The organism is Bradyrhizobium sp. USDA 326 (assembly GCF_049739485.1).
Lineage (GTDB): Bacteria > Pseudomonadota > Alphaproteobacteria > Rhizobiales > Xanthobacteraceae > Bradyrhizobium.
The window spans coordinates 6607885-6622043 of the sequence record NZ_JBMGQA010000001.1 but is presented as its reverse complement, the minus strand read 5'-3'; the positions used below and the strand labels follow the sequence as shown (position 1 = coordinate 6622043).

The 14159-nt window shown below is 63.5% G+C and carries 11 protein-coding genes; 8 read left to right on the top strand and 3 right to left on the bottom strand.

The features are described from left to right. Positions 1–255 precede the first annotated feature (255 nt). Positions 256–1134, bottom strand: coding sequence for a ferritin family protein (locus ABIG06_RS31235; RefSeq protein ID WP_370139815.1), 879 nt, complete (start codon positions 1132–1134; stop codon positions 256–258). A 179-nt stretch (positions 1135–1313) separates the two neighbouring features. Between ABIG06_RS31235 and ABIG06_RS31230 the strand changes: the two genes are divergently transcribed. From ABIG06_RS31230 to ABIG06_RS31200, 7 genes are read left to right on the top strand one after another with little or no spacing between them, the layout of a single operon-like run. Next, positions 1314–3614, top strand: a complete 2301-nt coding sequence (locus ABIG06_RS31230) for a 4Fe-4S binding protein (protein ID WP_370139814.1) — start codon at positions 1314–1316, stop codon at positions 3612–3614. Positions 3615–3636: 22 nt separating this feature from the next. Next, positions 3637–5586, top strand: coding sequence for a TAT-dependent nitrous-oxide reductase (nosZ, locus tag ABIG06_RS31225; RefSeq protein WP_370139813.1), 1950 nt, complete (start codon positions 3637–3639; stop codon positions 5584–5586). Positions 5587–5599: 13 nt separating this feature from the next. Beyond that, on the top strand, positions 5600–6952 hold the full coding sequence (locus ABIG06_RS31220; protein WP_370139812.1) for a nitrous oxide reductase family maturation protein NosD: 1353 nt from the start codon (positions 5600–5602) through the stop codon (positions 6950–6952). Further along, the gene (locus tag ABIG06_RS31215; protein WP_124160977.1) at positions 6949–7869 is read left to right on the top strand and encodes an ABC transporter ATP-binding protein; all 921 of its coding nucleotides are present in this window, start codon (positions 6949–6951) and stop codon (positions 7867–7869) included. Before ABIG06_RS31220 ends, ABIG06_RS31215 begins: the two co-directional genes overlap by 4 nt. Next, on the top strand, positions 7866–8693 hold the full coding sequence (locus tag ABIG06_RS31210; protein WP_124160976.1) for an ABC transporter permease subunit: 828 nt from the start codon (positions 7866–7868) through the stop codon (positions 8691–8693). The genes ABIG06_RS31215 and ABIG06_RS31210 overlap by 4 nt, the downstream gene beginning before the upstream one ends. Beyond that, on the top strand, positions 8690–9262 hold the full coding sequence (locus ABIG06_RS31205; protein WP_370140954.1) for a nitrous oxide reductase accessory protein NosL: 573 nt from the start codon (positions 8690–8692) through the stop codon (positions 9260–9262). Before ABIG06_RS31210 ends, ABIG06_RS31205 begins: the two co-directional genes overlap by 4 nt. Next, on the top strand, positions 9259–10254 hold the full coding sequence (locus tag ABIG06_RS31200) for an FAD:protein FMN transferase (protein WP_124160974.1): 996 nt from the start codon (positions 9259–9261) through the stop codon (positions 10252–10254). Before ABIG06_RS31205 ends, ABIG06_RS31200 begins: the two co-directional genes overlap by 4 nt. 544 nt (positions 10255–10798) lie before the next feature. On the opposite strand, the gene ABIG06_RS31195 is transcribed toward ABIG06_RS31200, so the two are convergent. Together ABIG06_RS31195 and ABIG06_RS31190 are read right to left on the bottom strand one after the other, a co-directional pair. Continuing rightward, positions 10799–11359 carry a hypothetical protein gene (locus ABIG06_RS31195; RefSeq protein WP_124160973.1) on the bottom strand — a complete coding sequence of 187 codons (561 nt, stop codon included), beginning with the start codon at positions 11357–11359 and terminating at the stop codon, positions 10799–10801. 21 nt (positions 11360–11380) lie between these two features. Further along, positions 11381–13165 carry a caspase family protein gene (locus ABIG06_RS31190; RefSeq protein WP_370139811.1) on the bottom strand — a complete coding sequence of 595 codons (1785 nt, stop codon included), beginning with the start codon at positions 13163–13165 and terminating at the stop codon, positions 11381–11383. 189 nt (positions 13166–13354) lie between these two features. On the opposite strand from ABIG06_RS31190, the gene ABIG06_RS31185 reads away from it, so the two are divergent. Next, positions 13355–14104: a methyltransferase family protein gene (locus tag ABIG06_RS31185; RefSeq protein WP_245454526.1), complete on the top strand. Its 750-nt coding sequence runs from the start codon at positions 13355–13357 to the stop codon at positions 14102–14104. Positions 14105–14159 lie beyond the last annotated feature (55 nt).

Below are 14159 nucleotides of genomic sequence, written 5' to 3'. Positions count from 1 at the left end.
ACGGCCGGTCAAGCGAAGGTGCTGCATCAGGAATTTCGGCTAAAGATTTGATCCGATTGTATATAAAAATATTCCATAATATACCTTATGCGAATTATGGATTAGGCCGTGTCGGCTGGGACCTGCCAATTGATCTTGCCAGGACTGAGCCGCTGGCGCACTCCTTGGGTCTGCTCCGCTGTCGGCCGGTCGCACCCCAGCAGAGCCGCCGCGCGACATGCCGGCTCGGCAGTTCTAAAGGTTTCTGCAAGCGTGTCAGGCTGTGGAGAGCGATCGCAGCCAGGCCAGTCGCGAGATCGCGCGTTCGGCGAGCTGCTGCAGGCGTTCGAGGTGGGCTGCGTCGCTCGATCGCTCGGCGCCATCGAGGTAACCGTCGACGAGTGCTTCGGCGATCTCCAATGGGCCTTTGCGTTCCATGGGCGCCGGAAAGCTGCCGAGGCCCACGGCGGCGTCGGCCATCTCGATCGCCTGTTGGCGAATGTCCCTTATCCGGACCGCAGCTGGCCCGCTCAAGCGTTGTTCCATATCGGCAAGTTGGGCAGCTAGGCGGAGCTCGAGTCGCTGCGCGTCGATTTGCGGCGGTCGAGGCACCGCCGACGTCTCGGCACTGCTCCGTTCGTGTTCGTGATGATAAGCGCGCCGCCTCTCCTTCCGCAGCGTGGCGACATGGCCGAGCTCCTCCTTGGCCATCGCCTCGGAGGCCTTCTTGACCTCGGAATCGTGCGAGTAGGCCGCCAGATAGGACCAGAAGGCGAAGGCGCGCTCCTCGTTGCGGACCGCCATCGCGAGCGCACGGTACGGCGTCATCAGACGAGATGTCTTCACCTCGGCGGCCGCGTCCGGAGGAAGTGCTGCCGGCGCCTCCCAGCGCACCATGGCGGGATCCGGGCGTTTGCCGCGGCGCGACTGCGACCACTGCGACACACTGTCTACGTGCTCGCGCTCGGCGGCGGCAAGCCGCGTGAACACCTCCGCCAGGTCATCCTTGCCCTGCCCGCGCATCTCTTCGGCAAGAGAATCGTACTTGTTGGCCGCTTCCTGCTCCATTGCATGCGCTAGCGCAAAGAGTTCGTCGAGCGACTCCAATACACCGGCGGGCTCAGCAACAAGCAATGACGTGCGCAAGAGCGGCATGGCGAAAGTTCCCGATGCAGATGTGTGATTTGGTTCCGCGAGAGTACAAATGTTTTGGTTCAGCTTGACAGATATCGACGTGCGCGATGAGTGTTGCACGTCAGCGGCGACAAATCATCGAAGAAGAATCACAAAGCATGCGCGGTCCGGTTGGTCGCGCAGATGGCATTTGGATCGACATGTCGAAGCGACCGGTTGACGATATCGCCCTTGCAAGGCGTGCAGCGTTAGCGCTCGCCGGCTTGCTGCTGTTGAGTCTGACATATATTTCCATTTCACCCGCATGCGCCGCCGGTGATTTGCCGACCTACCTGCCGAAGATCACGCCTGCGGACTTCTTCCCCGGCGCGGATCGTTTCGGCCCGTCCCAAGGCGATCCGCCTGTCGTACCAGTCTACCGCGGCGACCAGCTGCAGGGGTTTGTCTTCCTCAACTCCGATTTCGCAAATTCTGTCGGCTACTCCGGCAAACCGATTCACTTGCTGGCTGGGATCGACCCGAAGGGTGTCATCACCGGCATCAAACTCGTCGATCACAAGGAGCCGATCGTGCTGGTCGGCATTCCGGAAGCGCGCATCATCGCCGCCGTGAATTCCCTGATCGGGAAGGACATGAAGCCTGTCGCAAGTGGTGCCGAGAAGCCGCCGCAGGTCGACATCGTGAGCGGCGCAACCGTCACCGTGCTGGTGATGGGCGACAGTGTCGTCCGCGCGGCGTCCAAGCTCATTCGAAGCGGTCGCGTTGCCGGCGGCGACGGCGCGGCGGCTTCGGCAGCCCTGCCCCCCGTCATCAAGACGCTCGATCTCGAGCGCAGCGAGGTGCGCGATTGGGAAAGCCTCGTCGGCGACGGTTCGATCCGCCGGCTTCACCTCGGCATCGGTGACATCAACGAAGCCTTTGCAAAGTCCGGCAGCGCGGCGGCCGCCCAGTATCCCGAACCAGGTGAGGCCAGCGACACCTTCATCGACCTCTACGTCGCGCTCGCGAGCGCGCCCACGATCGGCCGCAGCCTGCTCGGCGAAGACGGCTATCGACGGTTGAAGGACAATCTGAAGCCCGGGCAGCAGGCGATCGTCGTCTTAGGAAACGGCCCTTACTCGTTCAAGGGCTCGGCCTATGTCCGCGGCGGCATCTTCGATCGCATCGAGATCCTGCAGGAAGGTAACAGCACCCGCTTCCGCGATCGCAACCATACCCGCCTCGGCGCAGTGGATGCAGTCGGTGCGCCCGAGTTCAGGGAAATCGGCCTGTTCGTCACGCCTCCCGAATTCACCCTGGATCCGACGCAGCCGTGGCAGCTTCAGCTGCTGGTGCAGCGCAGCCTCGGCGGCCGCGACAAGGCGTTTCTGACCTTTGACCTGGGCTACACCCTGCCCGATGCCTACATACGCCGCGAGCAGCGTACGGTGACGGTGCCGGAGACCGCGGCGCCTCCGCCCTCGCAAGCGACCGCCGCGACCGCACTGCCCCCAGAGGCAGACGAGCCGCTGTGGATGCGGATCTGGCGATCGAGCACGGTGTCGATTGCCATTACTGCGTTCATGCTGGCCGGCCTCACCGGAATCTTCTTCTTCCAGAATCTGCTTGTGCGCCGGCCTGTGTTGTACAACTGGGTTCGGCGAGGCTATCTCGCCTTCGTTCTGGTCTGGCTCGGCTGGTACGCGAACGCGCAGCTCTCCGTCGTCAACGTCGTCACCTTCACCAATGCGCTGGTGACCGGCTTCCGCTGGGAATTCTTCCTGGCCGCTCCGCTGATCTTCATCCTGTGGGCCGCGACGGCCGGCGGGCTCCTGTTCTGGGGACGCGGGCCGTTCTGCGGCTGGCTCTGTCCCTTCGGCGCACTGCAGGAGCTGACCAACACGGCTGCGAAATGGTTGAAGGTGCCGCAAATAACGGTGCCGTGGGGACTGCATGAACGGCTATGGCCGATCAAGTACATCATCTTTCTCGGACTGTTCGGGCTATCTCTTTACTCCGTCGACATGGCCGAGCGATTTGCCGAGGTCGAACCCTTCAAGACTGCGATTATCCTGAAGTTCTCACGAAGCTGGCCGTTCGTCGCCTATGCAGTCGCCCTGCTGGTCATCGGCCTCTTCATCGAGCGCTTCTTCTGCCGCTATCTTTGCCCGCTGGGCGCCGCGCTCGCGATCCCCGGGCGCATGCGGACGTTCGAGTGGTTGCGCCGCTGGCAGGAATGCGGCTCGCCCTGTCAGCGCTGTGCCAAGGAATGCCCGGTGCAGTCGATCCATCCCGAGGGTCACATCAACGTCAATGAGTGCATCTACTGCATGCATTGCCAGGAACTCTATTACGACGACCATCGCTGTCCGCACATGATCCAGGTGCGGCTCAAGCGTGAGAAGTTCGCGGCCATGTCCTCGCCCTCGATGCGCTCGGGCGGCAAGGGTCCGGCGACCGTCATCACCGCCGGCGGCAAGCCCGTCGGCGCTTCAGCCGTCATCTCTCCACCACCAAACTGAACCGGAAGCCCAGGAGGCAATCATGAGCGAGAACGAAAAGACCAAAGGCGTCAGCCGACGAGCCGTGCTGGGAGCGACGGCGGCCGCAGCGGGCGTAGGCCTGGCCGGCGGAGTGGCGATCAACGGCGGCAGCGGCTTTGTCTCGTCCGCCGATGCTCAGACCAAGACAACGGCACCAAAGGCGCCGGCCGCGCGACCGGCGGTGCAGAAGGCCGAAGTGGCGCCCGGTGAGCTCGACGAATACTACGTGTTCTTCTCGAGCGGCCAGTCCGGCGAGATGCGGGTCGTCGGCCTTCCGTCGATGCGCGAACTGATGCGTGTTCCGGTTTTCAATCGCTGCAGCGCGACCGGCTGGGGGCAAACCAACGAGAGCATCAAGGTCCTGACAGAAGGTATGCAGCCGGCAACGCGCGAATTCCTCAAGAGCCGCGGCGGCACCTACCTGAACGGCGACCTCCACCACCCGCACATCTCCTTTACCGACGGCACCTATGACGGGCGCTATGCCTTCATGAACGACAAGGCCAATAGCCGCGTCGCGCGCGTGCGGCTCGACGTCATGAAGTGCGACAAGATCATCGAACTTCCGAACCAGCACACGGTCCACGGCCTGCGCTTGCAGAAATATCCGCGCACCGGCTACGTGTTCGCCAATGGTGAGGATGGGGTGCCCCTGCCCAACGACGGCAAGATCCTCGACGATCCCAAACAGTATCGTTCCATCTTCAGTGCGATCGACGGCGACACGATGAAGGTCGCCTGGCAGGTGATCGTCAGCGGCAACCTCGACAATGTCGATGCCGACTATCAGGGCAAATATTGCTTCGCGACCTGCTACAACGGCGAAGAAGGCGTCACTCTGGCGGAGATGACTGCCGCCGAGCAGGACTGGGTCGTCATCTTTAACATCAAGCGGATCGAGGAGGCCGTGAAGAAGGGCGACTTCAAGGAAATGAACGGCGTGCCCGTCATCGATGGCCGCAAGGGATCGGCCTACACGCGTTACGTCCCGGTCTCGAACAACCCGCACGGCATGAACACGGCTCCCGACGGCATCCATGTCGTCGCAGCCGGAAAGCTCTCGCCCACCGTGACCGTGATGGATGTGCGCCTGTTCGACCAGCTGTTCGACGACAAGATCAAGCCGCGCGACGTGGTCGTCGCGGAACCCGAGCTTGGCCTCGGGCCGCTACACACTGCCTACGACGGCAAGGGCAATGCCTACACGACCCTGTTCCTCGACAGCCAGGTCTGCAAATGGAACATCGACCTCGCCAAGCGGGCTTTCAAGGGTGAGAAGGTCAATCCCATCCTCCAGAAGCTCGACGTGCACTATCAGCCCGGCCACAACCATACCTCGATGGGCCAGACCAAGGAGGCCGATGGAAAATGGCTCATCTCGCTGAACAAGTTCTCGAAGGATCGCTTCCTGAACGTCGGGCCGCTCAAGCCGGAGAACGATCAGCTGATTGACATCTCAGACGATCAGATGAAGCTGGTGCATGACGGCCCAAGCTTCGCCGAGCCGCACGACGCGACCATCGTCCATCGTTCCAAGATCAATCCGATCTCGATCTGGGATCGTGCGGATCCCATGTTCGCGGATGCGGTGAAGCAGGCCAAGGCCGACGGCATCAACCTCGAGGCGGATTCGAAGGTCATTCGCGACGGCAACAAGGTGCGGGTCTACATGACGTCGACCGCGCCGGCCTATGGCCTCGATCAGTTCCAGGTCAGGCAGGGCGACGAGGTCACCGTCTTCATCACCAATATCGATGCGGTCGAAGACCTGACGCACGGCTTCTGCATCGTCAACTACGGCATCAACATGGAGATCGGGCCGATGGCCACCTCGTCGGTGACCTTCACAGCCGATAAGCCAGGCGTCTATTGGTACTACTGCTCCTGGTTCTGCCATGCCATGCATATGGAGATGAAGGGCCGGATGTTCGTCGAACCGAAGTCGGTCTGATCGGAGCGACCTGGTGCGTCTCCTGTCACGCATGTTTCCGGCGGTGCTGGTCGCCGCCGGAATGTCGAGCTTCGCTGAAGCGGAGACCTTGACGGCTGCGCCCGGCCAGCCGCTGCAAGCGGTGCTGGATCGCGCGCGCGCAGGCGACGTCGTCAAGCTTGCCCCGGGGGACTATCACGGCTCGATCCGGATCGATCATCCCCTGGAGCTGGTTGGGACGGAAGGCGTGGTGCTGGACGGCGATGGCTCGGGCAATGTGATCACCGTCAGCGCGCCCGACGTCATCGTCCGTGGCGTAACCATTCGCGGGTCCGGCCGCGACCTGCAGGCGATGGATTCCGGGATCTTCCTGAAGAAGACGGCCGAGCGCGCGGAGATCGAGGACAACCGCCTGGTCGGAAACCTGTTTGGCGTCTACGTGCATGGCGCCAAGGGCTCCCGCGTCGTTCGCAACGAGATCGAGGGGCTGCGCGGCGGGCGCCTCAGCGAGGCGGGCAACGGGGTCTCGCTGTGGAATGCACCCGACGTCACCATCGCGAACAACACGTTCCGCTACGGCCGCGACGGCATCTTCTCGATCTCCAGCAGCAGGGACCGCTTCATCGACAACCGCTTCGAGCAGGTTCGCTTCGCGGTCCACTACATGTACACCAACGACAGCGAAGTCAGCGGCAACGTTTCGATCGGCAACCATGTCGGTTACGCCATCATGTATTCGAACCGCCTGGTGATCCGCGGCAATTCCTCCGATCGCGATCGCGACTATGGGCTACTTTTCAATTACGCGAACTATGCGCAGATCGAGAACAATCGTGTCACCGGCGGCCCGCTGAATTCGGTCATGCAGAAGACTGAGGATGCTCCGGACGAGGAGCGAGGCATGCTTCCGCAGCCGAAACGGGAGAGCTCTCTCAGGACCGGCCCGGAGAAATGCGTTTTCATCTACAACACCAATCGCAACAAGTTCCGCAACAACTGGTTCGAGCGCTGCGCCATCGGCGTGCACTTCACGGCCGGCTCCGAAGGCAATGAAATCACCGGCAATGCCTTCGTCAGCAATGCCAACCAGGTGAAATATGTCGGCACCCGGCATCTCGACTGGTCGATCGGCGGGCGCGGCAATTATTGGAGCGACAACCCGGCATTCGACCTGAACGGCGATGGAATCGCGGACACGGCGTACCGGCCGAACGATCTGATCGACCGCGTGCTGTGGACTGCGCCCGCTGCCAAGGTCCTCATCAACAGCCCCGCCGTCCAGGTGATCCGCTGGGCGCAGGCACAGTTTCCGGCGCTGCTGCCGGGTGGCGTCGTCGACAGCCATCCGCTGGTATCGCCGTCGAACACACCGAAGGAAACGCGATGACCGGCACGGTACGCGTCAGCGAGGTCACCAAGACGTACGGCCGGGTCACGGCCGTGCGCGAAGCCTCGTTCACGCTTGGCCAAGGCGAGCTGGTCGCCTTGATCGGTCACAACGGCGCCGGCAAGACCACGCTCATGAAGCTCATGCTCGGGCTGATCCGGCCGACAAGCGGCTCCATCGAGGTGCTCGGAGACAATCCCGCCGCCGGTGAATTCGCGGGCCGACGGCAGCTCGGCTATTTGCCCGAAAACGTCTCCTTCGACCCTGCCCTGACCGGCCGCGAGACGCAGGCCTTCTACGCCAGGCTGAAGCGGGAGCCGGTTGCAAAAGCCCTGGAGCTGCTCGATGCCGTGGGCCTGGGCGCAGCCAGCCGCCGCAGGGTGAACACCTACTCGAAAGGCATGCGCCAGCGGCTCGGCCTTGCGCAGGCGCTGCTAGGGCATCCGCGCGTGCTGTTGCTGGATGAGCCGACCACCGGCCTCGATCCCGAGCTGCGGCAGACCTTCTACGACATCATCGCGCGGCTTGCAGCTGGCGGCGCGACCGTGCTCCTGTCGTCGCATGCGCTCACCGAGCTGGAGGAGCGCGCCGGCCGGGTCATCATCATGAACCGCGGCATCAAGGTTGCGGACGGATCGATCGAGGAGCTGCGTCGCCTCGCCCGGCTGCCCACCAGGATTCGCCTGAGGGTGGCGGGCCTCGCTCCGAGCGAGCTGCCGGGCTGGGCCCCCAAGGACGCGACCTGCCGGCGCTTGAACGGCCACATCGTCGAGATCGACGCTGCGCCGGAGCGGAAGATCGAGCTTCTGCATCGCGCGACGGCCGCCGGAAATTCCGTCGAGGACGTCGACGTGGTCCCGCCGACCCTCGACGAGCTCTACGCTCACTTTCTCCGGCAATCGGAGCAGGCACCATGAACGTCTTGATCATCGCCGCCAAGGAAATCCACCAGGCCATCCGCAATCGCTGGGTGCTCGCGGCGACGCTCCTGCTCGCCGGGCTTGCCCTCTCGCTGACCTTTCTCGGCAGCGCGCCGACCGGGAACGTGGGCGTCCGGGCCCTCGACGTGGTCATCGTCAGCCTGTCGAGCCTAACGATCTTTCTCGTTCCGCTGATTGCGCTTCTGATATCCCATGACGCCGTCGTCGGCGAAATGGAACGAGGGACGATGCTGTTGCTGCTGAGCTATCCAGTCGCGCGATGGCAGGTGCTGCTCGGCAAATTCCTGGGCCACCTCGCCGTACTCGGCTTTGCGACCTGCCTCGGTTACGGCGCGGCCGCCGGAGCGCTGGCGGCGACGGGCAGTGACATCGACAGCGATAGTCTCCTGGCATTTGCCGCGATGGTGGGCTCCTCGGTGCTGCTCGGCGCTGCGTTCGTCGCCATTGGCTATCTGGTCAGCGCGCTGGTGCGCGATCGCGGAACGGCGGCCGGCATCTGCATCGGGCTGTGGCTGCTGCTGGTGCTGATCTACGACATGGCGCTGCTGGGCGTGCTTGCGCTCGACCAGGGACGCAGCATCTCAGCGACCGTGCTCAACGCCCTGCTCCTGTCGAACCCCACCGACGCCTACCGGCTGATCAACCTGACCGGGTTCGCCAATGTCAGCACCTTCGCCGGCATGGCCGGCCTTGCTCAAAACATCTCCCTGACGGTACCGGTCCTTCTCACCGCCCTGCTCTGCTGGACGCTGCTGCCGCTGGGACTGGCCGCGCTCGCCTTCTCGCGGAGGGAGCTATGACAGTCCGAACGCTGCTGCTCGCCCTGCTGCTGCCGCTCGCGCTCGCGGGCTGCAACGACAAGCAGGCTGCCAAGATTCCGCCGCCGCATCGGATGACCGCGGAGGACATCGGTCACTACTGCGGCATGAACCTGCTCGAGCATCCCGGACCCAAGGGTCACATCTTCGCCGCGAGCCTGATCCAGCCCGTCTGGTTCTCGTCGGTGCGCGACACCCTCGCCTTCACCGTGCTGCCGGACGAGCCCAAGGACATCCAGGCGATCTACGTGTCAGACATGGGCAAGGCCCCGAACTGGGACCAGCCTGGCGCCGACAATTGGGTCGAAGCGCGCAAGGCGTTGTTCGTGATCGAGAGCCGGGTCAAGAGCGGCATGGGCGGAGACGAGGCCGTTCCGTTCTCGGATCGCGCGGCGGCGGAGAAGTTCGCGGGTGAAAACGGAGGCAGAATCGTCGGCTTCGACGAGGTGCCCCGTGACTATGTCCTGGCGTCGGGGAATGTCGCTGCCGGGGCTGCGTCCAACGAAGCGACCGAAGGCCCGCCGGGCGACCGATCAAGGAGGACGCCATGACGTCAATGCTGTCCCGCCGACGATTCATCCGCATCAGCGCCGCTGCCGCGGGGCTCGGCGCGCTGTCCGTCGCACGTCACGTTCGTGCCGAGGTCGCGCCGGTCACCTGGCGCGGCACGATGCTGGGCGCGGTCGCGACGCTGGAGATCCACGACGAAGACCGCCGCCGGGCCGAGCGGCTGATCGCGCTCGCCTGCGCCGAGGCGCGCCGGCTCGAACGGCTGTTCAGCCTCTATCTCGACGCCTCTGCCCTGGTCGCGCTGAACCGGACGGGGGTTCTGATCGATCCCGCCGCCGAGATGGTCGAGCTGTTGTCGGCCTCGCAGCGCTATGCTGCGCTGACGGGCGGTGTGTTCGATGTCACGGTGCAGCCGCTGTGGGAGCTTTATGCCGGTCATTTCGCGCGAGATGATGCCGATCCCGCCGGTCCCTCGCCGGCTGCGATCGAGGCCGCGCTGGCGCGCATCGGCAGCAGCCGGCTGTCGATCAGCCGAGACCGGATCGTGATGCCGAAGGGCATGACCGTGACGCTGAACGGGATCGCGCAAGGCTACATCACGGACAAGTTGGTCGACCTGCTGCGGGCGCATGGCGTCGCGCACAGCCTGGTCGACATGGGCGAAGCCCGCGCGATCGGCTCACGTCCGGACGGAAAGCCCTGGGATATTGGCATCGCCGATCCCGACATCGTCGGCCGGACCAGGACGGTGCTGCCGATCATCGACCGCGCCGTATCCACCTCGGGCGGCTATGGCTGCCGGTTCGATCGCCAGGCGCGCTTCAACCATCTGTTCGATCCGCGGTCGGGCGGCTGCGCGCTGCGCTATCGCAGCGTGACGACCGTGTCCCGCAGCGCGACCGCGGCGGATGCATTGTCCACGGCATTCAGCCTGATGTCGGAAGACGAGATTCGATCGTTGCTGCCGCGTGTTGACATCGATCGCGTGCATCTGATCGACGACGCCGGCACGTCGGTCGAGTTGGTCGCTTAGGCTGCCCACCTCCCGCGCTCCAATTCAACGTAGCGGCAGCAGATCGAGCTGGCTCTGCGCTTTCTTCATGGCCGCCGCGAACCAGCTCCGGCTCGAGGGCTTCCTTGGCGTAGAGCCGACTGCGTCGAGCTACTGCGAGCCGAGCACGGCATCCTGATGGCGCGCTATCGATACCAACCATGACTGGTCGAGCGAACCTTGAGCGTGAGCGTTGATGGCGCCCCGAAGCAGGCGCTGCGTAACGGGTCGCTCGCGTATCCGCCAGCGAGAAGATCCGGCCGTCTAACAAATGCGCACGACCGGCAGTGCACGTGATCCTGGCCCTCGCGGCGGAGGCCAATCACTGCCCTGCCCTAAGCGGCTGCCTTTACATGAAAATGGAGAACGGCGCCCTTACGACGAATTCGTACGGCGAGTGCTCTGAGGGTAAAGGGCGGGAATCGCCCTTCTCCGAGTTGTCGAAGAGTCACTTGCGTGGGATCGAGCGCTCCTGCCCTTTGGGAACATCATGGCTCGCAGCAAGGATGGTCAAATCCGATGGCGCCTAACCGCCAAATCTCTTGACGAGCTTTGAGCCCTTGGCCGTGCTGATCTGCTGGCTGGTCAAGTCGCTTCCCGCGCTCAATCCCTTCACCATGAGGTTCTTGACGCGCTGCGCCGCCTGCTTCTCGTTGGAATAGTCGATCTCGACGTGATCGAGCTCCATGAGATGGCCGAGTTCGTGCGCCCAGGCGCGTCCATTGGCGTGGTCATTGCCATACCACTGGACGAAGCTCGCGGGCTCGGGAGAGCCATTCGGGTATGAACCTCCGCCGGCGTTCAGACTTGCGATCGAATTGACCAGGAAGATGTGGACCGCATTGTCCGCGGCGTGCCGGGAAGCGAGAACGCCCAGCAGGACCTCATCGCTGCTGCGCCTGCTCGGGGCCATGTCGAGCGGCTTGTCCATTATGCAATCGCTGATCACGAAGGCGATCTTCGCCTTCGACCAGATCGTATTGACGACATCGAGCGCCTTCTTCGCTGTGTCGCAGTCCCATTGCGCAGGTTCGAGGACGCCCCTGTTGGCGAATGGGGTGACATAAAGTCTAAGCGGAATGGACATGCGCCGTGCTACCGAGCAGTCTTAGGGCAGGAAGAACGGTATGAAGCCGATTCCGCCGCCGCCGCCTCCTCCGCCTCCGCCCGCGTTAGCCTCGGGCTTCGGCTGCCTTGCAGGCCGTGCCGGAGCTTCTTCGGGATCCCTGTTCCTGCGCTCGAGCTTTGCGGATGGTGTCGGACGGGCCCTGCGCTTCTCGCACTCATCGTCATTGTTCAGGAAGTAGCCCGCGGCGCAGGTGATCTTGACACATCGATCTCCATCGCGTTTCTGGCCGGATCCGCAAATTATCGGGCAAACCCGCGCCGATTTGAGCTTGATCGCGTCGAGCGCCTCAGGGCTCGCAGCCTTGGCATCGAACGTGGTGCCGGCATTCTTGTTGTACAACTCGAGCGAACGCCGTGAGGCCGCATCCCAGTCGCCATCGGCCGGTCCGCTAAAGCAACCGACCCGGCGCAACTCGGCTTGCACCGATTTTGCAAGCTCGGCCTTGGATGGCGGTGCCGGCGCGGACGTCTGTGGAGGCGGCAGCGCGGCTACTTTCGCATCCGAGTTCGGGGGGGCCTCTTGCGGGTCGGACCCAGCCTGAGCGCCAATTCTCGCGACGGCTATTTCAGCTTCCCGGCGACGCTGCTCGGCCTGCGCGGCCAATTGCTGCGCGGTTTCTCTGGCCTTCTCGGCCTCGGCACGAGCGTCCTGCGCTGCTTTCAAGTCCGAGGCGGCTTTGGCCAGTTGTGTCTGCTGGGCCCCCTGGTTGACGAGCCGCGCTTGCTCCTGCTCGGCCTGGCGCGCCTTTTCCGCTGCGGCCGCGCGCCTATCTTCCGCATCGATCTTGGCGAGCTGCAGCTTGGCCAGATTTGCGTAGTAGCCGTCCGGATACTGGGCAAGGAAGTAGTTCAGCGCATCCTTGTTGCCGATCTGCAGCGCGAGCTCGTAATCGTGCCGGATTTCTGCACGCGCCGAGCCCGGTGGAGTTGCAGGCAGCGGCGGCGGTGCCGGTTGAGGCGCTGTGGCGACCGCTTCCTTGGCCGGTGCCGGCACGAGCGGCACATCATCGCCACCGAGCGTACCGTACACATAGGGCTCCTGCTTGTTGCCGGTCGCCTTCATGACGTCGTCACGGACGAAGCCGAACACCCTGCGCAGGTCCATGCCCGGAGTAGCGATGTATTTCACCAGTGCCGAGGCATAGGGACTGTTCCTGCTGCCACCGTCGGACGCCGTCGAGCCAGCCTTGGCAGCGAAAGCAACCAGCGTATTCGAGGTCGCCGGCTCGATCCTGGCGAGGCCCCGGCTGACAGCTCGCGAGCCGACCGTCCGCTTCATCTTGTCGGCGAAAGGATTGTTGCGGCAAGCATCGAGAATCACGAGCCGCAGCTGCCGGGCCGGCTCGATCGCCAGCAGCACTCGCTCGAGCGAAAAGGCCTCGTCGTACACATCCGTATCGCGCTCAAGCGTCGCATCCGTGGGGATCAGGTAGTTCGTACCTTCGAGCTCGATTCCGTGGCCCGCGTAGTAGACGACGGCGACATCCGAGTCGCGCGCCACATCGGCAAAATCACGCAGGGCACGCCGCATCTCAGATGCCTGGAGATCCGTGCGGGTCTGGACGACGCTGAATCCCGCTCTCTTCAGCGTCTCCTCAACGATCGCAGCATCATTGGCTGGGTTGGCAAGCGCTGCGGCGTTCTTATAGGCCGAGTTGCCGATAACGAGCGCGACACGGTTCGCAGCCCATGCCGGCTGACAGACGATCAGCGCAGCGAGAAGAAACAGGGTACGGCGCAATGCCACAGATCGGTGCAAATGCATGGCAGTACTACTTTTTGATCTTCTTCCATCATTTGTGTCGTCACGACAGAAGCCGGTTCAATGCGATCTCATGATCCGGCTGTGGAACCCTCAGGGGATGGCATGACCGCGCTGGCTGGCCGGTCCAATTGACCTCACCGCAAGCCTGCCGTCTAATGAGGCAGGTTTCGAACAGGCGAGATCACTCCCGTGACTGGCGCGAAGCTCGATCAGGCGGGAACAGCGCGGAAGGAGATTGCCGGGCGCGGGGGTAATGCCTTGTTGGATTGGAGCGCCAGGGCAGTTGTCGTGATCATCTATGGCGGGTCTGCTCTGATGGGCGCCGCCAGCGTCCCTCACCTGCTTCCGCCGGACAATCTCCGCGACGGGCTTGCGCTTGCGGCCAGAATTGCAAACATCCTGTTCCTCGGCCTCGTCGCGCTGACAACCATCACCCGGCTGGTGCCGATCATGAAATCGCAGGGCATCGAGACGCGGGTCTCAGCCTTGCTGGGTACTTTTTTGAGCATCGTCCTGGCATTTCTTCCGAAGGCAGAGCTCGGGCTCGTCTGGTCGGCTGTGTCCTCGACGTTGGTCTTGGTGGGTACCTCGCTCTGCATCGTGGTGCTCCGCTGGCTCGGCAGATCCTTCAGCATTCAAGCGGAGGCCAGGCGTCTTGTGACGGAAGGGCCCTATCGGATCGTCCGGCATCCTCTCTATCTCTGCGAGGGGATTGCCCTGGTCGGCGTGACACTCCAGGTCCTTTCACCGCTTGCCGTCCTCGTCGCCATCGTGATTGTGATGATCCAATGCCGGCGGATGATCAACGAAGAGCGGATCCTGAGGCGGGCATTTCCCGAATATGCCGCCTACCGCACGACAACTCCTTTCCTGATCCCCACGTGCCGGACGATAGGCCGGGGCCAGGCACCGGCCAAGGCGATCGATCCGCACGTCTGACACCAGCTTCACATCCGCTCGATCTGTAACCGGCGGAGTTCGATCCGAACCGACT